Raw genomic sequence first — 24,660 nt, 5'->3', positions numbered from 1 at the left:
ATGATCAACGTCGGAAAACATGTCGCCTACTGGCGCGAAAGCGCGGAAGAAGATTGGGCGTCTGTCGCCGTTTTGATGGAGAAGGGGCGATTCCGCCATGCGCTGTTCTTCATGCACCTGGCGATCGAGAAGGCGCTCAAGGCGCATGTCTGCGCACGTACCGGAGATATACCCCCGAGGATCCACAATCTTGTCCGGCTTTCGGAATTGACGCCGTTTCCGGATTGCCCGGAAGGGTATCTGGATTTCCTGGCAGAAGCGAATGTCTACAATATCGAAGGCCGGTATCCGGATACATCGACTCCTCCTCCTTCGACGGAAGAAGCGAGGGTTTTATCCGAATGCGCGGGGGAGGTATTCCGGTGGTTGATGAATCGGTCGCCTCAAAAGTAAGAATCTATCTGGAAACATTGCAGGCGGCGGGTATCCCGGTCCGTTTCGGTGTCGTATTCGGATCGCAAGCGACCGGAAGGGCCAATCGGTGGAGCGACATCGACCTGGTCGTCGTGTCTCCCCGGTTTGACCTTGGGGCAGGGCGCGCGGTTGTCGCCGAGTTGTGGCGGCTTGCCGCGCGTGTCGACAGCCGGATCGAGCCGATCCCGTGCGGCGAACGCCGGTGGTCGGAAGACGATTCGAGCCCTGTCCTCGAGATGGCGAGGCGAGAAGGCCAAACTCTTTTCCCGGCCGCGCAGCCTCCCGCCAAATCCGCCTGAGCGCGGCGGGATCCTGTCCACGGTCTACGGGACCGGATGATCCTCCTTGGCGAGGGGCTGAAGCCGCTGCTTGCCCGCAATGGCCCGAAATCACCGATCCTATATTCAAGCCGGGGAGCCGCGTCGACCTCCCGCTTTCCCGTCTGGAGGCACGGAATGTGGGTGTGCAAGACCTGCAATAAAGTCAACGAGGACGATCGCCAGGACGCTTGCGGCGCGTGCCATACCGACCGGAACGTTGTCGTTGACGTGAAGGACGGCTGGCAGTGCATGAAGTGCGGCAAGCGGCACAGCGTGCGCCTTTCGAAATGCCCGATCTGCCACACGCCCAGGTTCATGGAATATCCGTCCGGGGGCCGTCAGGGCGGCCGGCCTTCTTCCGGCTTTACCGAAACCGCGAGCGCCTTCGCATCGACCCTGTCCGGCCTGTCGAACGGCTGGAAGGCGGCCGGCAGCCTGCTGCTCCTCGGCCTTCTGGCGATCGCCGCGGCGGTCTGGATGCATCGCTACCCGTCGGAAGCGGCCGTGAAACGCGCTTTCGAGACGACCGAGCTGGCCCGTATCAACGCGGGTTTCCTCGGCCGCAGTCTCGACAATTCGGCTGACGCGTCGAGCGGGGCACTCCAGGACCGGAAGACGGTGTCGGAGATGCTCCAGCGACTGGACGCGGATTGCAAGGGCGTCGCGCCGAGCGCCGTGCTGCTGGAAAAGACCCGCCTCAACGTCAGCCCGGACTATTTCATGAACGACCTGGCCAAGCTGTCGAATGCCGTCGATGCCTACCTGTCCGACAAGATCGGCCCGTTCGGCGACGGCTACTCCCTCAAGGGCCTCAAGCAGACCGGGAGGCGGATCGACCGGTCCGGCGGAGTCACCCGTTGCACGATCGACTACGAGGCTACCCTGCTCGCATCGAGCGACGTCATGATCTATCGTCCCCCGTACCTTGCCGGGCAGGATCAGACCCCGTTGGCGTCGAACGGAGCGATCGACTGGGCCAATTACGACCGCTTCTACACCGCCTACAAGGAACGGGATTCGGCAGCAATGCGCAGGGCGGCGGCGGAGTTCGACGCCCGCCGCGGGCAAAGGGCCTGCGCGAAGGGCGAGACCCAGATCGTCCGGGGAACGCTGGTCCTCGAGAAGTCGAAGGACGGGTGGTAGGGGCTGTTCCTTTTCCGCTTGACGGGTTCGGCAGAACGTCGCATAATACGTTTCTTTGATTTTGGAGGGGAAGGTTTATCGCCATGTTGAATATCCAGAAGACGACGATGGTTTCAAAAGAGACCGCTGACATCAAGTGGTTCGTGATCGATGCGGAAGACGCGATCCTCGGGCGGCTCGCCTCCACGGTGGCGGCTGTCCTGCGCGGAAAGCACAAGACGACCTACACGCCGCATGCCGACACGGGTGATTTCGTGATCGTGGTCAATGCCGAGAAGATCAAGCTGACCGGCAAGAAGATGACCGACAAGGTCTACTACCATCACACCGGCTACATGGGCGGCCTCAAGGCCACCACCCCCGAGAAGCTTCTCGAGAAGCATCCCGAGCGCATCATCGAGTTCGCGGTGCGCGGCATGCTCCCCAAGACGCGGCTGGGCGACCGGCTCTTCACCAAGCTCAAGGTCTACGCGGGTCCCGAGCATCCGCACAAGGCGCAGTGCCCCAAGGCGCTGGCCGTCAACGAATAGGAAGAGGGGACAGCGCATCATGATCCAGACCAAGATCTATGCCACGGGCAAGCGGAAGACCGCCATCGCCCGTGTTTACGTCAAGCCGGGCACCGGCCGCATCAGCGTCAACGGCCGCGCGTTCGAGGATTACTTCCCGGTGCTCGCCCTCCGCTCCACCGCGGTCAAGCCGCTGGTGCTCACCGGCAAGGCGCAGCAGGTCGATATCGAGGTCAACGTGGCCGGCGGCGGCATCTCGGCCCAGGCCGAGTCGATCATGTTCGGCATCGCCAAGGCGCTGCAGATCGAGTCGCCCGAGCTTCGCACCCCGCTCAAGCGCGCCGGCCTCCTCACCCGAGACGCCCGCGTGAAAGAGCGCAAGAAGTACGGCCAGCCCGGAGCCCGGAAACGGTTCCAGTTCTCCAAGCGCTAATCCGCGAGGGCGCGATCAGCCCCTGCGATCGAATCCCGAAGGGGAAGGCCGGTACACCTGCCTTCCCCTTCTTCGTTTGAAAGGCCGCCCATGACCAAGACCGCCATCTTCGGCGCCACCGGCTACACCGGCTTCGAGCTGCTCCGCCTCCTGCTCTCCCATTCCGGGGCGCGAATCGTTGCGCTCTCCTCCGAGCAGTATTCCGACCTGCCGCTCGACGAGGCGTTCCCGACGTTCAAGGGGATGCTGCCGAAGGGCCTGGCGTTCGGGAAGATGGAGACGCTCCTCGGGGGCGACTTCGAGGTCGCCTTCCTCGCGCTGCCGCACACGGTCTCCTCCTCCGTGGCCGGGCGGCTGCTGGCGCGCGGCGTCAAGGTGGTCGACCTGTCCGCCGATTTCCGCTTCCGCAACATCGACCTCTACGAAGACGTCTACAACGTGACCCACAAGAGCCCCGAGCTGGCGAAGTCGGCCGTCTACGGGCTTCCCGAGATCTACCGGGCGGCGCTGAAGAAGACGATGCTGGCGGCGGTCCCCGGCTGCTTCCCCACCTCGGTCATCCTCGCGCTGTACCCGCTTCTCAAAGAGGGGCTGATCGACTTCAAGGGCATCATCGCCGACTGCAAGACCGGGGTCTCCGGCGGGGGGCGCACGCCGTCGCCCGGGTTCCACTACCCCGAAACGGAAGGGGGCGTCCGCCCCTACGGGCTGCCGCGCCACCGCCACAATCCCGAGATGGACCAGGAGCTATCCTTGGCCGCCGGGAAAAGGCTGTCGGTCACCTTCGTCCCGCACCTGATGCCGATGGTGCGCGGGATGCTGGCCACCTGCTACGCGACGCTCAAGCCCGGCGTCAAGGCCGATGCGGTCGAGGCGGCCTATCGCAAGGCCTACGCGAAGGAGCCGTTCGTCCGGCTGTGCCAGGCGGGGCAGCTTCCGTCGACCAAGCATGTCGCCGGCAGCAACTTCTGCGACGTGGCGTACAACGTCGATGAGAAGGGACGCCGGGTCATCGCGATTTCCGCCATCGACAACCTGGTCAAGGGCGCTTCCGGCGGCGCGGTCCAGTGCTTCAACCTGATGAACGGATACGCCGAAAACGACGGGCTGCGCAGCGCCCCGATCTTCCCTTGACGGTTCCGGGCCTTCGCAGGGCGGCGGTCGTCATCCCGTCGCGGTACGGATCGACCCGATTCCCCGGCAAGCCGCTCGCGTCGATCGCCGGCAAACCGATGATCTGGTACGTGTGGGACGCGGCCCGGCGCGCCAAGCTGGCGTCGCGCGTGGTGGTCGCCACCGACGATGTCCGGATCGCCGATGCGGTGCGCGCGTTCGGCGGCGAGGTTGCGATGACGTCTCCGGATTGCGCATCGGGCACCGACCGCGTGGCCGAGGTCGCCCGCACGCTCGACGCCGAAATCCTGCTCAACCTGCAGGGGGACGAGCCGCTGATGGCGCCGTCGGTTATAGACGAAGTGCTGGCGCCGCTGGTCGCCGACCCGGCCGTGGCGATGACGACCGCGGCGCTGCCGATGTCCGACATGGCGCGGTTTTCCGACCCGATGGTCGTCAAGGTCGTCGTCGACGATCTCGGCGACGCGCTCTATTTCTCGCGCGCCCCGATCCCGCACGACCGGGATGGGGGACGTCCGGTGCAATGGCGCAAGCACCTGGGCATCTATGGCTATCGCAAAGACTTCCTGCTCGCTCTGGCGGCGATGCCGCCGTCGTCGCTCGAGGCAACCGAGATGCTCGAACAGTTACGCGTCCTGCAGGCAGGGCATAAAATCCGCGTGGTCGACGTCGCCCTCGATTCGGTCGGCGTCGACACGCCCGAAGACCTGAAAAACGTGGAGGAGCGGCTATGCGCTCGGAACGCACGGTAAAACCCAAATTCATCTTCGTCACGGGGGGCGTTGTCTCCTCGCTGGGCAAAGGACTGGCGGCCGCCTCGCTCGGGGCGCTGCTCGAGGCGCGCGGTCTCCGGATCACGATGCTCAAGCTCGACCCCTACATCAACGTCGACCCGGGCACTATGAACCCGTTCCAGCACGGCGAGGTGTTCGTCACCGACGACGGCGCCGAGACCGACCTCGACCTGGGGCACTACGAACGCTACATCTCGTCGCGCATGAGCAAGAAGAACAATTGCACGACGGGCAAGATCTACCACTCGGTCATCACGAAAGAGCGGCGCGGCGACTATCTCGGGGGCACCGTGCAGGTCATCCCGCACATCACCGACGAGATCAAGCGCACGATCTATGCGGCGGCGCAGGGCTACGATCTCCTCATCGTCGAGGTCGGCGGCACCGTGGGCGACATCGAGTCGCTGCCTTTCCTCGAGGCCATCCGCCAGGTGCGCGGCGACCGGGGCAAGGAAAACACGATCTACCTCCATCTGACGCTGGTGCCCTACATCAAGACGGCGGGGGAGCTCAAGACCAAGCCGACCCAGCACAGCGTGAAGGAGCTGCGCTCTATCGGCATCCAGCCCGACGTGCTGCTGTGCCGCACCGAGCAGCCGATCCCGAAGGACATGAAGGCGAAGATCGCCCTCTTCTGCAACGTCACCGAGGATGCGGTCATCACCGTGCCCGACGTCGAGCACATCTACGAGCTGCCGCTGGTGCTGCACCAGGAAGGCCTCGACGACAAGACCATGGAGCTGCTCAACATCTGGGCGGCCGAGCCCAAGCTCGACGCGTGGGTCAAGGCGGTCGACAAGTGGAAGAACCCGGTGGGCGAGGTCACGATCGCCATCGTGGGCAAGTACGTCAACCTGAAGGAGTCGTACAAGTCGCTCAACGAGGCGCTGACGCACGGTGGCATCGCTCACGCGGTCCGGGTGCTCCACCGCTACGTCGATTCCGAGGAGGTCGAGCGGCAGGGGCCCGAGGCGCTGCTCAAGGGGGTCGACGGCATCCTGGTGCCGGGCGGCTTCGGCGTGCGCGGCGTCGAGGGGAAAATCGCCGCGGTGAAATTCGCCCGCGAGAAGCGGATCCCCTTCTTCGGGATCTGCCTCGGCATGCAGGTCTCCGTCATCGAGTTCGCGCGAAACGTCTGCGGCCTTCCCGCCGCCACGAGCCGCGAGTTCAATGCCGAGAGCGAGTTCCCGGTCATCGACCTGATGCCCGACCAGCAGGGCGTCGAGGATATGGGCGCGACGATGCGGCTGGGCGCCTATCCCTGCAAGGTGGCCGACGGGTCGCTCGCGCGGAAGGCCTACGGCACGCCCGAGGTTGCCGAGCGGCATCGCCACCGGTACGAGTTCAACAACGAGTTCCGGGAGATGCTCGCTTCGAAGGGTCTGAAGATCACCGGCGTGTCGCCCGACGGGCGGCTGGTCGAGATCGTCGAGATCGCCGACCACCCCTGGTTCCTGGGCGTCCAGTTCCATCCCGAGTTCAAGTCCCGCCCCATGGCGGCGCACCCGCTGTTCCGCGACTTCATCGGGGCGGCCTGGGCCTTCTCGCGCAAGCCGGCCGAGGGCAAGGCGGAAGCGCCTTGATCGGCCAGGTCCGCATCGGCGATCTCCGCGTCGGGCGCGGCTTTCCGCTGCTGTTCATCGCGGGGCCGTGCGTGCTCGAGTCCGAGCCGCTCGCCTTCCGGGTCGCGGCCACGCTGGCGACGCTCTCCGAGAAGACCGGCGTGCCGTTCGTCTTCAAGGGCTCCTACGACAAGGCCAACCGGTCGTCCGCCGAGTCTTACCGCGGGCCGGGCGAGGCCGAGGGGCTGCGCATCCTCGCCGCGGTCAAGAAAGAGTTCGGGCTGCCGGTCACGACCGACGTGCACGACGCCGAGCAGGCCGTGCGGGTGGCGGGCGTCGTCGACCTCCTCCAGATCCCCGCCTTCCTGTGCCGCCAGACCGACCTGCTGCTCACCGCCGGCAAGACCGGGCGGCCGATCAACATCAAGAAGGGGCAGTTCATGGCGCCCGGCGACATGGGCAACGCCGTCGACAAGGTTGCGTCGACCGGAAACGCCAACGTGCTCGTCACCGAGCGCGGAACCACCTTCGGCTACAACAACCTCGTGGTCGACTTCCGCGGGATGCCCGCCATCCGCGACACGGTTTGCCCGGTGATCTTCGATGCGACCCACAGCGTCCAGCTTCCGGGCGGGGCGGGCAAGTCGTCGTCGGGAGACCGCCGGTTCGTGCCGCCGCTTGCCCGGGCAGCCGTCGCCGCCGGCGTCGACGGGCTCTTCCTCGAAGTCCACCCTGATCCGGATCATGCGCTCTCCGACGGGCCCAACAGCCTTCCGCTGGCCGACCTCGAGGGGCTCGTGCGCACGCTGCTGGCGATCCGCGCGGCAGTCGAACCGCATGGCCATCATGCGGGTTGAGGGGAAACTTCATGGCTGACGAACAACGTCTTCTGGCGCGCGCGATCCGGGTCCTGTCGGTCGAGGCGCGGGCGGTCGAGGAGCTGAAAGAAAAGGTCGACGCCAATTTCGCGAAGGCGGTCGAGTTGCTGATGGCCGCCACCGGGAAGGTCGTCGTGACGGGCATGGGCAAGTCGGGGCTCATCGGGCGGAAGATCTCCGCGACGATGGCGTCCACCGGCACGCCCTCCTTCTTCCTCCATCCCGCCGAGGGAATCCACGGAGACGTGGGCATGGTTTGCGCCGGCGACGTGATCATCGCGCTGTCCAACTCGGGGGAGACCGAGGAGGTCGTCCGGTTGCTTCCGGTGTTCAAGCGGATGGGGCTTCCGGTCATCGCGATGACCGGAAGGCCGGGGTCGACGCTGGCGCTGCACGCCGACGCCGCGCTCGACGTGAGCGTGCGCGAGGAGGCTTGCCCGCTGGGGCTTGCGCCCACCGCGTCGACGACCGCCACGCTGGCCATGGGAGACGCGCTCGCCGTGGCGCTCTTCGAGGAAAAAGGTTTTTCGGCCGACGATTTCGCGATGCTCCACCCCGGCGGGGCGCTCGGCCGGCGGCTCCTGACCGTCGGTGAGCTCATGCACACGGGCGACGAAGTTCCGCTGGTCCGGCTCGACACGCCGCTCAAGGACGCGCTCTACACGATCAGCGCCAAGCGGCTGGGCGTCACGGGCGTACTCGACCCCGACGGCGCGCTTGCGGGCGTCATCACCGACGGCGACGTCCGGCGCGCCATGGCGCGCGGCGTCGACGTCTACGCGGCGAAGGCGGCCGACGTGATGACCGCCGGGCCCAAGCGGCTCCTTTCCAGCGAGCTCGCCGCCGGCGCCCTGCGAAAGATGGAGACGTTCTCGATCACCACGCTCTTTGTCTTCGACGCCCAGGCGCCGCAACGACTGGCGGGCATCGTCCACGTCCACGACCTGCTCAAGGCGGGGTTCTAGACGTGGGGGCGCCGACGATCCGCCCCGGGGCCGAGGGAAAGGCCGCGGGAATCCGTCTCTTCCTCGTCGACGTCGACGGGGTGCTGACCGATGGCGGCATCGTCTACGACGCGAACGGCCTCGAGCTCAAGCGGTTCAACGTCCGAGACGGCCACGGATTCGTGATGATGCGGCGCGCCGGCATCCGGGCCGGCATCATCACCGGGCGCACTTCGGCCGTCACGGCGATCCGGGCGAAAGAGCTGGGAATCGATCTCGTCGTCCAGGGCGCGACCGACAAGGCCGCAGCGCTCGACCGGGTGCTCGCCGACACGGGCATTCCGCCGGAGGCGGTCTCGTACGTCGGCGACGACATCGTCGACCTTCCGGTCTTCCGCCGGGTCGGATTCACGGCGGCGCCCGCCGACGCCGAGGATTGCGTCCTCGCCGCGGCCGACTTCGTTTCCTCCCGGCCCGGCGGGCACGGCGCGGTCCGCGAGATCATCGAATTCGTCCTGCGCGCGACCGGGTCGTGGGACAAGGTGGCTTCGCGCTATCTCGGCCCCGAGGCGGGTTGATGCGGCGCGGCGCCCTCCCCTTCCTGCTGCCGCTCCTGGCGGCGCTGGCCACGGGCTGCGGCGGAAACGAAAACGGAAACGGAAACCATGCGGCGAACGGCAACGGGTCTTCCGGCCCCGAGCTGGCGATGACCGGCATGGCGATGACCGAGGTCCAGCCTTCGGGCGTCCACTACCGGCTCGACGCCGACCGCGCAACCTACGCGTTCGCCGGAAAGATCGTGACCGCGACCGGCGTGACGTTCGGCTTGCGCGAGCATGCCGGAGAGGTCCGCGTGACGGCGCCGACCGCGACATGGGACGTCGCGGGGCAGAGCGCGGTGTTCCCGGAAGGCTGTGTCGCCGAATATCCGGGGGGCTATTCGGCGCAGGTCCCTTCCGCCGAGGTCGACCTGAAGCAGCGTGTATTGACGGCGCCCGGGCCGGCGACCTTCACCGGGCCCGGATTCACGATGACCGGCGTCGATTTCGTCTGGCGCTGGCGCGACGGCAAGGCCGACCTGCGGCAGCCGAAGACCGTCATCGTCCCGGCCGGCATGCCGGCCATGAAGAGGGGGTAACGCATCGTGCGAAAAGCATTCGTGCTGGCGCCGGCGATCCTGCTGGCGGTCCTGGTCGCCTCGGGCCTCGCCGCCGACGGCAAGGGAAAGCTTCCCCGATCCTCCGACCAGGGGGCGCTGCCCATCGAGATCACGGCCGACCGGCTCTCGGCCGACAACGCCAAGAACTCAGTGACGTTCGAGGGCACCGTCCACGCGAAGCAGGGCGACGTCACCCTCCACGCCGACAAGATCTATGCCGAATATTCGAAGAGCGTTGGGGCGATCGAGAAGATCGTCGCCGACGGCAACGTCCGCGTCACCCAGCCGGGGCGTTCCGCCACGTCGGCGCGGGCCGTCTTCTACAACCTCGAGCAGCGCATCGTCCTGTCGGGCAACACGGTGCTGACGCAGGGCGAGAACACGCTCAAGGGAGAGACCGTCACCATTTTCCTCCGCGAGAACCGCTCGGTCGTCAGCGGAGGCGAGGGAGGCGGGCGCGTCTCGGGTGTGATCTATCCCAAGGGGCTGGTCGACGTGAAGGAGAACCCCGGCAAGTGAAACCGCTCGCCGTCGAAGGCCTGAAAAAAAGCTACAAGCGGCGCGAAGTCGTGCGCGGCGTCTCGCTCGGCATCGAGCCCGGCGAGGTCGTAGGGCTGCTTGGGCCGAACGGGGCGGGCAAGACCACGATCTTCTACATGATGGTCGGCCTGGTCTCGCCCGACCAGGGGACCGTCCACCTCGACGGGCAGGACGTCACCCGCCTTCCCGTCCACCGCAGGGCCCGGATGGGGCTCGGCTACCTGCCGCAGGAGCCCTCGATCTTCCGGAAGCTGACCGTTCGGGACAACATCCTCGCCTTCCTCGAGGAGACCGACCTGCCGCCAGGCGAGCGGATCGAGCACCTCCAGCAGGTCCTGGCCGACATGCGCATCGGCCACGTGGCCGAGACGCGCGGCTACGCGCTGTCGGGCGGCGAACGCCGCCGCGTCGAGATCGCGCGGGCGCTCGTGCTTTCCCCTTCGTTCCTGCTGCTCGACGAGCCGTTCGCGGGGATCGACCCGATTTCCGTGGCCGACCTCCAGCAGATCATCCTCGGCTTAAAAGCGCGCGGAATCGGCGTTATAATTACGGATCATAACGTGCGCGACACCCTCAAGGTGTGCGATCGCGCCTATATCATCTCCGAGGGGGCCATTCTCGAGGAGGGCGTTCCCGAGGCCATTGCCGCCTCGGCGCGCGTCCGCGAGACCTACCTCGGAGACGGATTCAAACTGTAATCGAATCGGAGCCCGATGGCCCTAGACCTCAGACTGACCCTCAGCCAGCGGCTGGTCATGACGCCGCAACTCCAGCAGGCCATCAAGCTGCTGCAGTTGTCGCGCATGGAGCTCGAACAGGCCGTCCGGGAAGAGCTTGAGGTCAATCCGGTGCTCGAGGAGCTTCCGGAAGGGGCCCCGGGCGAGGGCATTCCCGACGAGGGCGGCGCTGACGACCCGGTCGGCGAGCAACTCTTCGATGAAGCGCCCGCTGCCCCCGTCACCGAGCGGGGCGACGCGTCGACCGAGACCGCAGCCGATCCCAAGGACGAAAATTCTCTGATCGACCGGGTCGACTGGGATTACTTCTTCGGCGAAGGCGCCAACTTCGAGGGGGGCGGGACGCGCGACCGCGAGGACGAGGACGGCCGCCCCTACTACGAGAACACGCTGACGCGCAGCGAAACCCTGGTCGACTACCTCGAAGAGCAGGTCAATCTGTCCGACTTCGATCCCGCGTTGCGCGAGACGGCGTGCTACCTGATCGGCAACATCGACGAGAACGGCTACTTGCAGGTCTCCTCCGAGGAGACGGCCGCCGCGCTCGAAACTACCGTCGAGGTGGTCGACCGGGTTGTCGCGTTCATCCAGACGCTCGACCCGCCCGGCATCGGGGGGCGCGACCTGCGGGAGTGCCTGATGATCCAGGCGCGGCTCAAGGGCGATGAGTTCGCGCTGCCGCTGCGCATCCTGTCCGACCATTTCGACCTGTTCTCCAAGGGCGACGTCGCTGGCCTTGCCCGGAAGCTCAAGCTCGACAAGGAAGCGGTCAAGGGGGCGTTCCAGAAGATCGTCATGCTCTGGCCCAAGCCGGGGCGCGCCTTTTCGGGCGAGGAAGCCCAGCAGATCATCCCCGACGCTTACGTCACCAAGATCGGCAACGACTGGGTGATCACGCTCAACGACGACGGGCAGCCCCGGCTGCGCCTGTCGGGCTACTATCGGCGCCTGCTCCAGGACAGCGCGGCGCTCGGCAAGGAGGACCGCGAGTTCCTCAAGCAGAAGATCAACTCGGCGCTCTGGTTCATCAAGAGCATCGACCAGCGCCAGCGCACCATCTATAAGGTCGTGGAGAGCATCATGAAGCTGCAGCGCGACTTCCTCGACCGCGGGCCGAAATACCTCAAGCCGCTGACGCTGCGCGACGTCGCCGAAGAGATCGAGATGCACGAATCGACCGTTTCCCGGGTGACCAGCGGGAAATACGTCTACACGCCGCACGGCATCTTCGAGCTGAAGTACTTCTTCAACTCGGGGCTCAACCGGGACGGGGGCGAGGAGAACATCGCCTCCAAGTCGGTGAAGGAGAAGATCCGCGAGATCATCGCCGCCGAGAGCGGCAGCGGGAAGCGGCTTTCCGACCAGGAGCTCATGCGGCTCCTGCGCAACCAGGGGATCCACATCGCCAGGCGCACGGTGACCAAGTATCGCGGGCAGCTTGGGCTGCTTGCAGCCGCGAGACGCAAGAAGATTTTCTGACTGCAAGCCATCTTCGGGAACGACAAGGGGGAAACCAGTGAACAGCATCCATGTGACGTTTCGGCATGTCGATTCGAGCGAGGCGCTCAAGAAGTACGTGACCGAAAAGATCGGGAAGGTCTCCAAGGTGGTCGACAAGACGTTCGACGCCAATGTGACGCTGTCCGTCGAAAAGTTCCGGCACATCGCCGAGGTATTTCTCACGGGCAAGGGGATCACGATCAAGGCGTTCGAGTCGACCGACGACCTCTACTCCGCCATCGACCTCGTCTGTGACAAGGTCGAGCGGCAGCTCAAGAAGTACCGCGAGCGGACGAAGGACCGGCTCCAGGAGGCCCCTGCGGTCTCCGGTTCCTCTCTGACCATTCGCGACGATGCGGGCAAGGCGCAGATCGTCCACGCCGACAACTTCCTGCCCAAGCCGATGAGCGTCGAAGACGCGGCGCGTCACCTCGACATCCTCAAGCTCGACGTGGTGATGTTCGTCAACCAGGAAACCAACAAGGCCGGCGTCGTCTTCCGCCAGAACGACGGGAACATCGGGTTCACCGAGCCGTCCGCGCAATGAAGCTGTTCGATCCCGTCTCCCCCGCGGCGGTCCTGACGGACCTCCGCGGGGAGACGAAGGACGAGGCGCTGCGCGAGCTGTCCGAGGCGGCGGCCCGGCTGGTCCCGACCGTTTCCGCCGACGACGTCATGGCCATCCTGCAAGACCGCGAGCGCCTGGGCAGCACCGGCATCGGCGAAGGGGCGGCCATCCCGCACGGCAAGGTGGCGGGGCTCGACCGGCTCGTGACCGTCTTCGCCCGCTCGAAGGCCGGGGTCCAGTTCCAGTCGCTCGACGGGAAGCCGACGCACCTGTTTTTCCTCGTCCTGGCGCCCGAGCATTCCGCGGGGCTGCACCTCAAGGCGCTCGCCCGCATCTCCCGTCTCCTCAAGGACGCCCGGTTCCGGGCGTCGCTGTCCGAAGCCCCCGACGCCGTCGCCTTGATCGAGCTGCTGTCGGAGGCCGACGAGCACGAGTGAGCCCCCCGTGCCCATGAATGTCGGCAAGTTCCTCGAACTCTGCGGCGAGTCGCTGAGGCTCGAGCCGCTGGCCGGCGCGGGCGGCTACGCGCGCGAGATCCTCGAGCCGCGCGTCCAGAAGAGCGGGCTGGCCATCACGGGCGAAGTCGCGTCGACGCACGACGGCCGCATCCAGGTGCTGGGCGAGACCGAGTTGACCTGGTTCTCGGTCCAGCGCCTCGACCGCGCGCCCGCGATCGCCGACCGTTTCTTTGCGTTTCCGATGTCCTGCGCCCTCGTCGGCGGCGGGTTGCCGATTCCGGCCACGTTCGTCGAGGCCGCCGACCGCCACGACGTCCCCCTCTTCCGTTCCCCCCTCGCCACCTCCGACCTGATCAACGAGGCGGTCCGCTTCCTCGAACAGCAGTTCGCCGAGACCACTTCGATCCACGGCGTGCTCCTCGACGTTCTCGGCGTCGGCCTGGCGCTGATGGGCCGGAGCGGCATCGGCAAGAGCGAGTGCGCGCTCGACCTCATCCAGCGCGGTTACCGCTTCGTGGCGGACGACGTCATCCACGTCGAGAAGCGCGGCGCCGGCACGCTCCTGGGCCGCGGGGGCGACCTGACTCGGCACCATATGGAGATCCGCGGGCTGGGCATCATCAATATCCGCGACCTGTTCGGCCCCTCCGCGATCACGGCGTGCAAAAAGGTCGAGCTGCTGGTCCACATCGAGGAGTGGGACCCGGCCAAGGAATACGACCGGCTCGGGCTCGAAGACCGCCAGACCGTCATCCTCGGCGTCCCGGTCCCGTCGCTCCTGATCCCCGTGTCGCCCGGCCGGAACCTGGCGACGATCGTCGAGGTCGCGGTGCGCAACCACCTGCTCAAGGGGCAGGGAATCCATTCGGCCCGCGAGCTGGTCGAGATGCAGTCGCGCAAGTTGGCCGGCGACGACGGGGCGTCGTCGTGACGACCGCCACCCGGAAGCCGGCCCGCGTGGTCATCGTCACGGGGCTGTCGGGGTCCGGCAAGAGCACGGCCACCAAGGTCTTCGAGGATCTGGGCTGGTTTTGCGTCGACAACCTCCCGCCGGTCCTATTGCCCCGGATCGTCGACCTCGTCTCCGAGGCGCGCGGGGGAGGCGCCCGGATCGCGCTGGGGGCCGATGTCCGAGGTAAGGAGTTCCTGCCCGACCTGGCGCGGGTGATCGCCGACCTGCGCGAGGGACGCCACGGGATCCAGTTCCTCTTCCTCGACGCTTCCGACGACGTGCTCGTCCGGCGCTTCAGCGAGACGCGCCGCCGGCATCCGCTCGCGGGCCGTGGCGGCACCAAGGACGCGATCCGGCGCGAGCGCGAGTTGCTGCAGCCGCTGCGCGAGATGGCCGACCAGGTGCTCGACACCTCCGGCTACAACGTCCACGAGCTTCGCGGGGCGCTGCTGCATCGATTCCGGGGGGAGGCGGAGGGGAAGCTTCAGGTCGGCGTCATGTCGTTCGGCTACAAGCACGGCATCCCGGCCGAGGCCGACATGGTGGTCGACGTCCGCTTCCTCCCGAATCCCTACTTCGTTCCCGAGCTCAAGAATCTCACCGGACTCGACCGGCGGGTCTCCGATTACGTCGTCAAGAATCCCGCCGCCCGCACGTTCATCCGCAAGCTGACCTCGTTCTTGCAATTCCTCCTCCCCCTCTATAGAAAAGAGGGAAAGGCCTATTTCACGCTTGGCGTCGGCTGCACGGGCGGCCAGCACCGGTCCGTCGCGATCGCCGAGGCGATCGCGCGCCGGCTGACCCCTGACGACGCGGTCGAGGTTGTCCACCGCGACGTGGACAACACGACCAAACCGGACAGGAGCGCATCATGATCGGAATCGTCCTGGTTTCGCACGGCCGCTTCGCCTCCGAGCTGCTCGCCGCGGGCGAGATCATCGTCGGAAAGATCGAAAACTCGATGGCGGTCGACATCGACCCCAAGATGGGCATGGATGAGATCAGCGGCGAGGTCGAGGCGGCCATCCGCACGGTCGACCTCGGCAAGGGCGTTCTCCTCCTGACCGACATGTTCGGGGGCACGCCGTCCAATATCGGGCTTTCCTACCTCGGCACGGGGCGAGTCGAGGTGGTGACCGGCGTCAACCTGCCGATGATCGTCAAGTTCCCGATGGCGCGGCAGACGATGCCGCTTCCCGAGCTTGCGCACCACCTGGCCGAATGCGGGCAGCGCGGCATCACCATCCCCGGGGAGATGCTGCGCAAGAAGGCGGAGAAGAAGTAGCGATGCCGCTCGTCCTCGTCCGCGTCGATTCGCGCCTCGTTCACGGCCAGGTCGTGGAGGGGTGGGTTCCGCACGTCAAAGCGAGCTGCCTCCTGGTGGTCAACGACGACCTGGCGGCCAACCCGTTCCTCCGCTCGGTCATGGAGCTGGCCGGCACCCCGTCGCTCCGCATCGTGTTCTGCACGCTCGACGAGGTGGCGCAGGCGGCGGCCGAGATCGCCGGTCGCGGGGAAAAGGCCATCCTGCTCTGCTCGACGCCGGCGGACGCGGCCCGGATCTACGCGAAGGGGGTCCATTTCACGGACCTCAACATCGGCAACCTCCATTTCGGGACCGGGCGCGTCGAGATCACGCCGTCGGTCTTTTTCGCCCCCGAGGACTACGAAGCGGTCGAGGCGCTCCAGCGGCAGGGGGTTGCGGTCGAGGTGCGCGGCACGCCGTTCGAGCCCGGGAAGCCGATCCGCGGCGGCGGGGGATGGGAATTCTGATGGCCTTGCGATTCCTCCTTGCCGCCCTCCTGGGCGGAATCTGCTATCTCGACCGGACGGCGGGGCCCCAGGTCATGCTGCACCGGCCGCTCATCGCCGGCAGCATCGCGGGCGCGATCTTCGGCGATTTTTTCGCGGGCGCCACCGCGGGCGCCATCCTCGAGCTGCTCTACATCGCCCGTCTTCCCGTGGGGGCGTCGATCCCGCCCGACGACACGGGGGCGGCCATCTTCGCCGGCGCGGGGGCCGCGACGGCCGCGACCGCGGTCGGCTCCGAGATCCATTACGCGGTATTGGCCGCGCTGCTGCTGCTGTCGGTCCCCTGCGCCGAAACGGGCAAGGTCGCCGACCGCTTCGTCCGCCGCATCAACGGCCGGATCGCCCATCTGACGATCGACGCCGTCGACCGGGGTGACGTCGCCGCGGTCGACCACGGTTTGGTCGCAGGCTTCACCCTGTTTGCCGCCGTCGGCGTCGGAATGTCCCTCCTTTTCGCCGGGCTCGGGGTGGCCGCCGGGCACTGGATTCCCGCCGTCCTCTCTCCCGGGGAAGGGGCGGGTTTTGCCCGGATGTTTCCGCTGCTCCCGCTGCTGGGGGCCGCCTCCGTCCTTTCCTGCACGCGAAGCGAGCGGAGCGCGGTGGCGTTCTACGTGTCGATGGCGGCCGCCTTCGCAGTCGTCCTCGCCTGGCGCTGGTGGATGCGGTGAGCGGCAGCACGCTTCCGGCATCGGTCCGCAGGGCGGTCTGGCGGCGGCAATTCCTCGTCCAGGGCTGCTGGAACTACGAAGGGATGCAGAACGTCGGCTTCGCCTACAGCATCCTGCCCGCGTTGAAGCATATATACGCCGACAGGCCCGAAGATCTCACCCGGGCGATCAAGCGGCATCTTGAATTTTTCAACACCCAGCCGGCGATGGGCAGCGTCATCCTCGGGGCGGCGGTCTCCCTCGAGCAGCGTGTCGCCGCGCAGGAGGAAGATCCGCGGTCGATCGGAACCTTCAAGGTCGGCCTCATGGGGACGCTCGGCGCGATCGGCGACGCCTATTTCTGGGGCGCGCTGAAGCCGCTGGCCTCCGTGGCCGGGGCGATCCTGGCGTTTATCCACCCGCTCCTCGGTATTGCGGCGCTGCTGGCGATCTACAACTTTTCCCACCTGATCGTCCGCTCGCGGGGGTTCGCGGCCGGGATCGCAGGCCAGGAAAAAGCGGTCGAATTCCTCAAGGGGGCGGGGTTCAAGCTGCGGACCGAGGACCGCAAGACGGCCGCCGCGGTGCTCGGGGGGATCTACGGCGCCTTGGGCGTCGCGGGCGCCATCGGCGCGGGCGTCTCGTGGCTTGCGACCGTCCTCTGCTTCGCGGGCGCCGTCCTTCTGGTGAATCTGTTCACGCTCATGTTCCGCAAGGCGGTTTCGCCTTCCGAATTGCTGTTGCTGCTGCTGCTCGTCGGCTTGCTGCTGGTCCGGCGCTGATGCCGGGGCGAGCCTGAAAGAATCCGGGGAGAAATTAATGGAGACGGGAACCGAACCGATGGAGCGCAGCTTCGGCATCACCAACAAGCTGGGGTTGCACGCACGCGCGGCCGCCCAGCTGGTCCGTATCGCCAACCGGTTCACGAGCGAGATCAAGATCGGCCGCGACGAGATGGAGGTCAACGCCAAGAGCATCATGGGCGTCCTGATGCTCGCGGCCCCCAAAGATACGACGGTCGTCATCCGGGCCGAGGGGGATGACGCCGCTGCGGCCATCGACGCGATCGGCGAACTGATCCAGGCGAAATTCGGGGAGGAGTGACTGAGATGGCCGAAGTCCCGCGTCCGAAGATGAAGACCCTGCACGGCATTCCCGCCTCCGGCGGGATCGCCATCGGGAGCGGCTTCTTCCTGAACCGGGCGCTGCCCCGCTCCGTCCACTCCACCGTCTCGCGCGAGAAGCTCGACGAGGAGGTGGCCTCGTTCCAGCGGGCGCTGGCGCGCTCCAAGGAGCAGCTCAACGCCATCCGTGACAGCGTGAGCGACCCCGAGTCCGATCATTACCAGATCCTCACGGTCCACCTGGCGCTTCTCGACGACTCGATGCTCGTCGACCAGACTGTTCGCCTCATCCGCGAGAACCAGTACAAGGCCGACTGGGCGTTCAACAAGGTGCTCCAGAACCTGCTCGAGACGTTCCACCGGATCGAGGACCCCTACCTGCGCGAGCGCGCCAACGACGTTCGCCAGATTGGGCACCGGGTGCTCGAGAACCTGGCGGGCAACCCGGTCGACTCGATCTCCTCCATCAAGGACGCGGTGGTGGTGGTTGCGCACGACCTGTCGCCGGCCGACACGGCGCAGATCCTCAACAGCTCCGTTCTGGGCTTCGCCACCGACGTCGGCAGCAAGACGTCGCACACGGCCATCACGGCAAGGTCCCTCGGCATTCCCGCCGTGGTCGGGCTCGAGAAGATGACCGAGGAATACATCCCCGGAGACGAGCTCATCGTCGACGGCGAGGCGGGCATCGTCATCCTGCGCCCCACCCCCGAGAAGGTGCGCGAGTACGCCGACAAGCGGAAGGTCTACAGCCACAGGATCAAGGACCTCGCGAAGATCGCCCGCCTCCCCGCGGTCAGCCGCGACGGCAAGACGCTGAAGCTGCATGCCAACATCGAGTTCCCAGAGGAGACCGACCTCGCCCTGCGCAGCGGCGCCGACGGCATCGGCCTCTATCGCACCGAGTTCCTCTTCCTCAACCGGAAGGATCTTCCCTCCGAAGAGGAGCACTTCCTGACCTACAAGCTGGTCGCCGAACGGTTCGGGCAGAATCCGGTGACGATCCGCACGTTCGACCTGGGCGGCGACAAGTTCGCCTCCCAGATCGAGCTGGCCGACGAGATGAACCCGGCGATGGGGCTTCGCGCCATCCGATTCTGCCTCAAGGAGCGCGACATCTTCAAGGCGCAGCTCCGGGCCATCCTGCGCGCCTCGGCCTTCGGCAAGGTCCGGATGATGTTCCCCATGATCTCCGGCATCTCCGAGCTGCGCGCCGCGCTGGCGGTCGTCGAGGAGACCAAGGCCGAGCTCAAGAAGCGGCGGCAGGCGTTCGACAAGGAAATGCCGATCGGCATCATGGTCGAGATCCCCTCCGCCGCCGTCGTGGCCGACCTGCTCGCGCGCGAAGTCAAGTTCTTCAGCATCGGCACCAACGATCTCATCCAGTACGCGCTGGCGATCGACCGGATCAACGAGCACGTCTCTTACCTCTACGAGCCGCTCCACCCGGCAATCCTCCGTCTCATCCGGCGCATTGTCGAGGCGGGGCACGATGCGGGGATCCCCGTCTCCATGTGCGGCGAGATGGCGGGCGAGCCGCTCTACTCCTATCTCCTGCTGGGGCTGGGGCTCGACGAGCTCAGCATGAACGCCACCGCCATTCCGTGGGTCAAGCGGATCATCCGGAAGTCCAACGCCTACGAGGCGCGGGAGTTCGCCGGCGGCATGCTGCTGCACGGCACGGCGACCGATATCGAGCGGGGACTTCGCAAAAAAATGGAAGATTTGTTTCCAGACGAGCAGTTTTGACATACAATTACACGTTTAAGTCAATCCATACGACAGGAGCGATATCAGCATGAGCGATTTCGTGTTCACATCCGAATCGGTGACCGGAGGCCATCCCGACAAGGTCGCCGACCAGATCTCCGACGCGGTTCTCGACGAAATTATCCGGCAGGACCCGAGGGCCCGGGTCGCCTGCGAGACGATGGTCACCACGGGGCTCGTGGTTGTCGCCGGCGAAATCTCCACCAAGGCGCAGCTCGACATCTCGACCCTTGTCCGCAACGCGATCACCGAGATCGGTTACGTCGGCACCTCGAAGGGCTTCGACGCCCACAATTGCGCCGTGATCACCGCGATCGACCGCCAGTCGCCCGACATCGCGCAGGGCGTCGACCGGGGGCACGAAGACAAGCAGGGCGCCGGCGACCAGGGGATGATGTTCGGCTTCGCGTGCGACGAGACGCCCGAGCTGATGCCGATGCCCATCTCCTTCGCCCACAAGATCTGCGGCCGGCTCACCCAGGCCCGCGACAAGAAGCAGCTCCCCTGGCTTCGCCCCGACGGCAAGAGCCAGGTCACGGTCCGCTACGTCGACGGCAGGCCGGTCGAGGTGACCGCGGTCGTCTGCTCCACGCAGCACGCCGAAGAGGTCAAGCAGTCCACCATCAAGGAAGCGATCATCGAGGAAGTCGTCAAGAAGGTGATCCCGGCCCATCTGCTCTCGAAGAAGATCAAGTACTACATCAACCCGACCGGCCGCTTCGTGGTCGGCGGTCCCCACGGCGACACGGGCCTCACCGGCCGCAAGATCATCGTCGACACCTACGGCGGCTACAGCCGGCACGGCGGCGGCGCCTTCTCGGGCAAGGACCCCTCCAAGGTCGACCGCAGCGCGGCGTACATGGCGCGTTACGTGGCCAAGAACGTCGTGGCGGCGGGCCTTGCCGGCAAGTGCGAGGTCGAGCTGGCCTACGCGATCGGCGTGGCCGAGCCGGTCTCGGTCATGGTCGAGACGTTCGGCACCGCCAAGGCGCCCGAGGCGAAGATCGCCAAGGCGATCCGCGAGACGTTCGACCTGCGCCCCGCGATGATCAGCAAGACGCTCGACCTGCTCCGCCCGATCTACCGCAAGACCGCGGCGCTCGGCCACTTCGGGCGCGAACTGCCCGAATTCACCTGGGAAAAGACCGACAAGGCCAAGGCGCTGCGTGCCCTGGTCCTGAAATAAGAAAGAGGAGACGCAACACATGGCAAAAGATAAATCGTTCGACATCAAGGATATCAAGCTCGCGAAAGACGGATACGACCGGATCGAGTGGGCCAAGAAAGACATGCCCGTGCTCCGTTCGATCGGGGTGCGCTTCGCGAAAGAAAAGCCGCTCAAGGGCGTGAAGATCGCCGCGTGCCTCCACGTCACCACCGAGACGTCGGCGCTGATGCAGGTGCTGTCGATGGGCGGGGCGAAGCTCACGCTGTGCGCCTCGAACCCGCTCTCCACGCAGGACGCCGCCGCGGCGTCGCTGGTCAAGAACGACGGTATCTCCGTTTTCGCGATCAAGGGCGAGGACCGCAAGACCTATTACCGCCACATCCTGTCCGCGCTGGCGATCGGCCCCCAGATCACGATGGACGACGGCGCCGACCTGGTGGGGGTCATCCACACCGAGAAGAAGGAATACCTCAAGACCATCATCGGCGGCACCGAAGAAACGACCACGGGCGTCATCCGTCTGGCCGCGATGGCCGAGAAGGGCGTCCTGCGCTACCCGATCGTCGCGGTCAACGAGGCCAAGACCAAACACTTCTTCGACAACCGCTACGGCACCGGCCAGTCCACCCTCGACGGCATCGTCCGGGCGACCAACCGGCTGCTCGCGGGCCGCGTCTTCGTCGTGTCCGGCTACGGCTGGTGCGGCAAGGGGTTGGCGATGCGGGCCCGCGGCATGGGCTCGCGCGTCGTCGTCACCGAGATCGATCCGCTGCCGGCGCTCGAGGCGATCATGGACGGGTTCGACGTCATGCCCATGTCCGAAGCGGCGAAGATCGGCGACATCTTCTGCACGGTCACGGGCAACCTCAACGTGATCCGGGGCGAGCACTTCGCGAAGATGGGCGACGGCGCCATCGTCTGCAACTCGGGCCACTTCAACGCCGAGATCGACATCCCGGCGCTCGAGAAGCTGGCGAAGACCAAGCGCACGATCCGCCCCTTCGTCGAGGAATACAAGATGAAGGACGGCCGCTGCATCCACCTGCTGGGCGAAGGGCGCCTCATCAACCTGGCGGCCGCCGAAGGCCACCCGTCCAACGTGATGGACATGAGCTTCGCCAACCAGGCGCTCTCCGCCGAGTACATGGTGAAGAACGCGTCGAAGCTCGAGAAAAAGGTTTACCCGGTGCCCGACGTGATCGACCGCGAGATCGCGCGGCTCAAGCTGGCGGCAGGTGGCACGAGCATCGACAAGCTCACCGCCGAGCAGAAGAAGTACCTGTCGTCCTGGGAAATGGGGACCTGATTCGGCGAACCGCGCCGACCACGGTTCCATAGCAGTGAACGAAAACGCCGGGCGGCCCGAAAGGGCCACCCGGCGTTATTGTTCGGACCCGATTGCCTCCCGCCTTTTCGCGTTTCCTAAGAAGCCTCAATTATCCGGCTGCGTACGCGTCGGCTTCGCCCCTATGGAATCGTCCTGATGACAAGTTGACAATAGCGAAAGAGAAAAATCAGGATCTGGTGGAATGACTCCTCGACGAGGTTGAACGTTTGCATCCAGATGCAGGTCTACGATACGGATAAAGGGCCGGATCCGTACGATCAGGCAAGAAACAGGCAGGATCGGTCTACCCGTTTCCCTAAGGGCGGAAGGACAATTGAACCAATCCCTTGCGAAAGGACGAAGGCCATGGAAAGACAAAGTTCGCGCCGCACGTTCCTGAAGACCAGCGCCGTCGTGCTGGGCGCGGGCGCCCTGTGCGGATTCCGCGGCATGGGGGACGCGCTCGGTGCCGGGTCGGACAGTTCCCGAGTGTACTTTTCACGGGACATCGGCCCGGACGCGCTGCTGAAGATCTATTCGAGGATCGATCGCGAGATTACGGGCAGGACCGGCATCAAGGTGCATACCGGCGAGCCGAACGGTCCCAACATCCTCCCGCGGGACATGGTGAAGGCGCTGCAGGCGCGGATTCCCGGCAGTTGCCTGGTCGAGACCAACACCTTGTACAAGGGAAAGAGATCCACCACGGCGGATCACCGCGAGACCATCAAGGTCAACGGTTGGGATTTCTGTCCGGTGGACATCCTCGACGAGGACGGGGCGGTGATGATTCCCGTCAAGGGAGGGAAACGTTTCAAGGAGATGTCCGTGGGCAGGAACCTCCTGAAGTACGACTCGCTGGTGGTGCTGACCCATTTCAAGGGTCACGCCATGGGCGGTTTCGGCGGATCGCTGAAGAACATCGCCATCGGCCTCGCGGACGGGCCCATCGGTAAGAAGATGATCCATGCCGCCCCCGACAACGAAAACTATGCGTCGTGGCTCAAGGGCGAGCCTTTCCAGGAAAACATGGTGGAGTCGGCCAAGGCCTCCATCGATCATTTCGGCAACCGGATCGTCTACATCAACGTGCTGCGGAACATGTCCGTGGATTGCGACTGTGCAGGCGTCACGGCTGCTCCGGTCAAGGCCCGCAATCTGGGGATCCTCGCCTCCACCGACCTTTTGGCCGTCGACAAGGCGTCAATCGACCTGGTGTACGGGCTTCCCGAGGCGGAGCTCCACGACCTCCGGGAGCGCATCGAATCCCGCAAGGGGCTGCGCCAGCTTTCGTACATGAAGGAAATGAAAATGGGCAACGACCGGTACGAGCTGGTCACGCTCTAGCCCGGCGGGATGTTCTGGTTCACCCGGAAGAGGTTGGCCGGATCGTACTTGCGCTTCACCTGGACGAGGCGGTCGTAGTTCGGGCCGTAGGCGGAGCGGATGCGGTCGCCTTCATCGGCGGTGAGGAAATTGACATAGACGCCGCCGCTGGCGAAGGGGGCCGAAGCCTTGAAGAAATCGCGCGCCCAGCCGATGCAGCGCTGGTCGTCGGCTGCGTCGTCCCAACGGCCGTGGACGTTCATCACGAAGCGGGTTTCGCGGTGGGCGTAGGCGGTGGCGTCCGGGGCCGGGCGGGTGGTGGCGCCCCCGATCGATCCGAAGAAGATCTCGCACTGCGGGGAAGGCTGCTTCCCGATGGCGTCGATCACGGTATCGAAGAGGCCGTCCTCAAGCTTCGTGAAATTGTGGGATTTCCAGTAGTTGCGGGCGCCGGGGGCGAGGAGGGGGTCGAAAACCTTCTGCCAGGCCACGTAGGGCTGGACGCCGACGTGCTCGCCCAGGAGCGTGCCGAACCGGCGCAGCGGCTCGACCCGTTGTTCGCCCGCCTTCGGGTCTCCCGCGTAGATCAGCGCCAGCGCGACGATTCCCTTGCCGTGGACCGCCTCTGGCAGGAACGGCAGCGGTGGCGCCAGGCGCAGGACGGGCCACACCGAGAGCTCGTCAGGCGCCTTGTCGATGAATTCCCGATACTGCTGGAGCACCGCCTTTGCCTCCGAAAGGGGGTACACGATGAGGCCGCTCAGGAGGTCGGGGCCGACGGGGTGAAGCCGGAACTCGAAGCGGGTGACCACGCCGAAATTGCCGCTGCCTCCCCGGAGCGCCCAGAAGAGGTCGGGGTGTTCGGTCGCGCTGGCGCGCACCACTTCGCCGGCCGCGGTCACCACCTCGGCGGACTCGAGGTTGTCGACCGTCATGCCGTACTTGCGGCTGAGCCAGCCGAAGCCTCCGCCGAGCGTGAGCCCGGCAATGCCGGTGGTGGAATTGATGCCGGTCGGCGTGGCGAGGCCGTGGGCCTGGGTGGCGGCGTCGAGGTCCCCGAGCGTGGCGCCCCCTTCGATGGTGGCGCGGCGTCCGGCGACGTCGACTCGTGCGGCCTTCATCAGCGAAAGGTCGATCACGAAACCGTCGTCGCACACCGCGTTGCCGGCGATGTTGTGCCCCCCGCCGCGCACGGCGAGCAGGAGGGCGTTGTCCCTCGCGAAGTTGACGCACCGGACGACGCCCGGCGTGTCGGTGCAACGGGCGATGACCGCGGGGTGCCTGTCGATCATCGCGTTCCAGATCCCGCGTGCGGATTCGTAGGCGCCGTTTCCCGGAAGCAGGATCTCGCCCTTGAAGCCGCTTTTCAACGCTTCGATCTTGCCCTTATCGAAAGTCGTCATGTCGCCCTCCTGCCCTTCCCGTGGTTGCCGATTGCATT

29 protein-coding genes are annotated in these 24,660 nt (G+C 66.0%); 28 read left to right on the top strand and 1 reads right to left on the bottom strand.

Annotated features, from left to right (window positions below; all coding sequences use genetic code 11):
• From VGK27_00525 to VGK27_00390, 28 genes are all read left to right on the top strand, one after another.
• Positions 1-393 carry a HEPN domain-containing protein gene (locus VGK27_00525; protein HEY3488585.1) on the top strand — a complete coding sequence of 131 codons (393 nt, stop codon included), beginning with the start codon at positions 1-3 and terminating at the stop codon, positions 391-393.
• Positions 363-713: a nucleotidyltransferase domain-containing protein gene (locus VGK27_00520; GenBank protein ID HEY3488584.1), complete on the top strand. Its 351-nt coding sequence runs from the start codon at positions 363-365 to the stop codon at positions 711-713. The genes VGK27_00525 and VGK27_00520 overlap by 31 nt, the downstream gene beginning before the upstream one ends.
• A 162-nt stretch (positions 714-875) precedes the next feature.
• Positions 876-1,877 (top strand): hypothetical protein, encoded by a 1,002-nt coding sequence (locus VGK27_00515; GenBank protein ID HEY3488583.1) that lies wholly within the window; start codon positions 876-878, stop codon positions 1,875-1,877.
• An 83-nt stretch (positions 1,878-1,960) separates the two neighbouring features.
• Complete coding sequence (gene rplM, locus VGK27_00510; protein ID HEY3488582.1) at positions 1,961-2,407, top strand: 50S ribosomal protein L13; 447 nt, start codon at positions 1,961-1,963, stop codon at positions 2,405-2,407.
• A 19-nt stretch (positions 2,408-2,426) separates the two neighbouring features.
• Positions 2,427-2,819, top strand: a complete 393-nt coding sequence (rpsI, locus tag VGK27_00505; GenBank protein HEY3488581.1) for a 30S ribosomal protein S9 — start codon at positions 2,427-2,429, stop codon at positions 2,817-2,819.
• Between the two features lie 90 nt (positions 2,820-2,909).
• On the top strand, positions 2,910-3,953 hold the full coding sequence (argC, locus tag VGK27_00500; protein HEY3488580.1) for an N-acetyl-gamma-glutamyl-phosphate reductase: 1,044 nt from the start codon (positions 2,910-2,912) through the stop codon (positions 3,951-3,953).
• Complete coding sequence (gene kdsB / locus VGK27_00495) at positions 3,950-4,705, top strand: 3-deoxy-manno-octulosonate cytidylyltransferase (GenBank protein HEY3488579.1); 756 nt, start codon at positions 3,950-3,952, stop codon at positions 4,703-4,705. The genes argC and kdsB overlap by 4 nt, the downstream gene beginning before the upstream one ends.
• Positions 4,684-6,330 (top strand): CTP synthase, encoded by a 1,647-nt coding sequence (locus VGK27_00490; protein HEY3488578.1) that lies wholly within the window; start codon positions 4,684-4,686, stop codon positions 6,328-6,330. The genes kdsB and VGK27_00490 overlap by 22 nt, the downstream gene beginning before the upstream one ends.
• Complete coding sequence (kdsA, locus tag VGK27_00485) at positions 6,327-7,166, top strand: 3-deoxy-8-phosphooctulonate synthase (GenBank protein ID HEY3488577.1); 840 nt, start codon at positions 6,327-6,329, stop codon at positions 7,164-7,166. Before VGK27_00490 ends, kdsA begins: the two co-directional genes overlap by 4 nt.
• 11 nt (positions 7,167-7,177) lie before the next feature.
• Positions 7,178-8,152, top strand: a complete 975-nt coding sequence (locus VGK27_00480; GenBank protein ID HEY3488576.1) for a KpsF/GutQ family sugar-phosphate isomerase — start codon at positions 7,178-7,180, stop codon at positions 8,150-8,152.
• A 2-nt stretch (positions 8,153-8,154) separates the two neighbouring features.
• Complete coding sequence (locus VGK27_00475) at positions 8,155-8,709, top strand: HAD hydrolase family protein (GenBank protein ID HEY3488575.1); 555 nt, start codon at positions 8,155-8,157, stop codon at positions 8,707-8,709.
• On the top strand, positions 8,709-9,269 hold the full coding sequence (gene lptC, locus VGK27_00470) for an LPS export ABC transporter periplasmic protein LptC (protein ID HEY3488574.1): 561 nt from the start codon (positions 8,709-8,711) through the stop codon (positions 9,267-9,269). The genes VGK27_00475 and lptC overlap by 1 nt, the downstream gene beginning before the upstream one ends.
• Before the next feature lie 6 nt (positions 9,270-9,275).
• Positions 9,276-9,809 carry a lipopolysaccharide transport periplasmic protein LptA gene (gene lptA, locus VGK27_00465; GenBank protein HEY3488573.1) on the top strand — a complete coding sequence of 178 codons (534 nt, stop codon included), beginning with the start codon at positions 9,276-9,278 and terminating at the stop codon, positions 9,807-9,809.
• On the top strand, positions 9,806-10,528 hold the full coding sequence (lptB, locus tag VGK27_00460) for an LPS export ABC transporter ATP-binding protein (protein HEY3488572.1): 723 nt from the start codon (positions 9,806-9,808) through the stop codon (positions 10,526-10,528). Before lptA ends, lptB begins: the two co-directional genes overlap by 4 nt.
• A 15-nt stretch (positions 10,529-10,543) precedes the next feature.
• Complete coding sequence (gene rpoN / locus VGK27_00455) at positions 10,544-12,046, top strand: RNA polymerase factor sigma-54 (protein ID HEY3488571.1); 1,503 nt, start codon at positions 10,544-10,546, stop codon at positions 12,044-12,046.
• A gap of 37 nt (positions 12,047-12,083) precedes the next feature.
• Positions 12,084-12,614, top strand: a complete 531-nt coding sequence (gene raiA, locus VGK27_00450; GenBank protein ID HEY3488570.1) for a ribosome-associated translation inhibitor RaiA — start codon at positions 12,084-12,086, stop codon at positions 12,612-12,614.
• The gene (locus tag VGK27_00445) at positions 12,611-13,072 is read left to right on the top strand and encodes a PTS sugar transporter subunit IIA (protein ID HEY3488569.1); all 462 of its coding nucleotides are present in this window, start codon (positions 12,611-12,613) and stop codon (positions 13,070-13,072) included. The genes raiA and VGK27_00445 overlap by 4 nt, the downstream gene beginning before the upstream one ends.
• Before the next feature lie 13 nt (positions 13,073-13,085).
• Positions 13,086-14,024 (top strand): HPr(Ser) kinase/phosphatase, encoded by a 939-nt coding sequence (gene hprK, locus VGK27_00440; GenBank protein ID HEY3488568.1) that lies wholly within the window; start codon positions 13,086-13,088, stop codon positions 14,022-14,024.
• Positions 14,021-14,920 (top strand): RNase adapter RapZ, encoded by a 900-nt coding sequence (rapZ, locus tag VGK27_00435; GenBank protein ID HEY3488567.1) that lies wholly within the window; start codon positions 14,021-14,023, stop codon positions 14,918-14,920. Before hprK ends, rapZ begins: the two co-directional genes overlap by 4 nt.
• Positions 14,917-15,330, top strand: coding sequence for a PTS sugar transporter subunit IIA (locus tag VGK27_00430; protein ID HEY3488566.1), 414 nt, complete (start codon positions 14,917-14,919; stop codon positions 15,328-15,330). The genes rapZ and VGK27_00430 overlap by 4 nt, the downstream gene beginning before the upstream one ends.
• 2 nt (positions 15,331-15,332) lie before the next feature.
• Positions 15,333-15,818 carry a PTS sugar transporter subunit IIB gene (locus tag VGK27_00425; protein HEY3488565.1) on the top strand — a complete coding sequence of 162 codons (486 nt, stop codon included), beginning with the start codon at positions 15,333-15,335 and terminating at the stop codon, positions 15,816-15,818.
• Positions 15,818-16,525, top strand: coding sequence for a PTS sugar transporter subunit IIC (locus tag VGK27_00420; protein HEY3488564.1), 708 nt, complete (start codon positions 15,818-15,820; stop codon positions 16,523-16,525). The genes VGK27_00425 and VGK27_00420 overlap by 1 nt, the downstream gene beginning before the upstream one ends.
• Positions 16,522-17,286: a PTS system mannose/fructose/sorbose family transporter subunit IID gene (locus tag VGK27_00415; protein HEY3488563.1), complete on the top strand. Its 765-nt coding sequence runs from the start codon at positions 16,522-16,524 to the stop codon at positions 17,284-17,286. The genes VGK27_00420 and VGK27_00415 overlap by 4 nt, the downstream gene beginning before the upstream one ends.
• 37 nt (positions 17,287-17,323) lie before the next feature.
• Entirely contained in the window at positions 17,324-17,608 is a 285-nt protein-coding gene (locus tag VGK27_00410; protein HEY3488562.1) for an HPr family phosphocarrier protein, read from the top strand.
• Positions 17,609-17,613: 5 nt separating this feature from the next.
• Positions 17,614-19,377 carry a phosphoenolpyruvate--protein phosphotransferase gene (ptsP, locus tag VGK27_00405; protein ID HEY3488561.1) on the top strand — a complete coding sequence of 588 codons (1,764 nt, stop codon included), beginning with the start codon at positions 17,614-17,616 and terminating at the stop codon, positions 19,375-19,377.
• Between the two features lie 49 nt (positions 19,378-19,426).
• Positions 19,427-20,584, top strand: a complete 1,158-nt coding sequence (gene metK, locus VGK27_00400; protein ID HEY3488560.1) for a methionine adenosyltransferase — start codon at positions 19,427-19,429, stop codon at positions 20,582-20,584.
• Between the two features lie 19 nt (positions 20,585-20,603).
• Positions 20,604-21,872, top strand: a complete 1,269-nt coding sequence (ahcY, locus tag VGK27_00395; GenBank protein ID HEY3488559.1) for an adenosylhomocysteinase — start codon at positions 20,604-20,606, stop codon at positions 21,870-21,872.
• Positions 21,873-22,259: 387 nt separating this feature from the next.
• Positions 22,260-23,240, top strand: coding sequence for a DUF362 domain-containing protein (locus VGK27_00390; GenBank protein ID HEY3488558.1), 981 nt, complete (start codon positions 22,260-22,262; stop codon positions 23,238-23,240).
• Here VGK27_00390 and VGK27_00385 read toward each other — a convergent pair.
• Complete coding sequence (locus VGK27_00385; GenBank protein HEY3488557.1) at positions 23,237-24,622, bottom strand: FAD-binding oxidoreductase; 1,386 nt, start codon at positions 24,620-24,622, stop codon at positions 23,237-23,239. The two genes, VGK27_00390 and VGK27_00385, sit on opposite strands and share 4 nt — an antisense overlap.
• Positions 24,623-24,660 lie beyond the last annotated feature (38 nt).

This window comes from Candidatus Deferrimicrobiaceae bacterium (genome assembly GCA_036504035.1).
Lineage (GTDB): Bacteria > Desulfobacterota > Deferrimicrobia > Deferrimicrobiales > Deferrimicrobiaceae > JANXPS01.
This window is presented reverse-complemented; position numbering and strand designations above follow the sequence as displayed.

Coding starts and splice junctions, on each gene's coding strand:
- argC (HEY3488580.1), top strand. CDS start 2,910: ATGACCAAGACCGCCATCTTCGGCGCCACCGGCTACACCGGCTTCGAG.
- VGK27_00425 (HEY3488565.1), top strand. CDS start 15,333: ATGCCGCTCGTCCTCGTCCGCGTCGATTCGCGCCTCGTTCACGGCCAG.
- metK (HEY3488560.1), top strand. CDS start 19,427: ATGAGCGATTTCGTGTTCACATCCGAATCGGTGACCGGAGGCCATCCC.
- rpoN (HEY3488571.1), top strand. CDS start 10,544: ATGGCCCTAGACCTCAGACTGACCCTCAGCCAGCGGCTGGTCATGACG.
- VGK27_00410 (HEY3488562.1), top strand. CDS start 17,324: ATGGAGACGGGAACCGAACCGATGGAGCGCAGCTTCGGCATCACCAAC.
- VGK27_00480 (HEY3488576.1), top strand. CDS start 7,178: ATGGCTGACGAACAACGTCTTCTGGCGCGCGCGATCCGGGTCCTGTCG.
- VGK27_00525 (HEY3488585.1), top strand. CDS start 1: ATGATCAACGTCGGAAAACATGTCGCCTACTGGCGCGAAAGCGCGGAA.
- ptsP (HEY3488561.1), top strand. CDS start 17,614: ATGGCCGAAGTCCCGCGTCCGAAGATGAAGACCCTGCACGGCATTCCC.
- VGK27_00445 (HEY3488569.1), top strand. CDS start 12,611: ATGAAGCTGTTCGATCCCGTCTCCCCCGCGGCGGTCCTGACGGACCTC.
- rpsI (HEY3488581.1), top strand. CDS start 2,427: ATGATCCAGACCAAGATCTATGCCACGGGCAAGCGGAAGACCGCCATC.
- VGK27_00420 (HEY3488564.1), top strand. CDS start 15,818: ATGGCCTTGCGATTCCTCCTTGCCGCCCTCCTGGGCGGAATCTGCTAT.
- lptC (HEY3488574.1), top strand. CDS start 8,709: ATGCGGCGCGGCGCCCTCCCCTTCCTGCTGCCGCTCCTGGCGGCGCTG.
- ahcY (HEY3488559.1), top strand. CDS start 20,604: ATGGCAAAAGATAAATCGTTCGACATCAAGGATATCAAGCTCGCGAAA.
- rplM (HEY3488582.1), top strand. CDS start 1,961: ATGTTGAATATCCAGAAGACGACGATGGTTTCAAAAGAGACCGCTGAC.
- VGK27_00430 (HEY3488566.1), top strand. CDS start 14,917: ATGATCGGAATCGTCCTGGTTTCGCACGGCCGCTTCGCCTCCGAGCTG.
- VGK27_00390 (HEY3488558.1), top strand. CDS start 22,260: ATGGAAAGACAAAGTTCGCGCCGCACGTTCCTGAAGACCAGCGCCGTC.
- hprK (HEY3488568.1), top strand. CDS start 13,086: ATGAATGTCGGCAAGTTCCTCGAACTCTGCGGCGAGTCGCTGAGGCTC.
- VGK27_00490 (HEY3488578.1), top strand. CDS start 4,684: ATGCGCTCGGAACGCACGGTAAAACCCAAATTCATCTTCGTCACGGGG.
- VGK27_00385 (HEY3488557.1), bottom strand. CDS start 24,622: ATGACGACTTTCGATAAGGGCAAGATCGAAGCGTTGAAAAGCGGCTTC.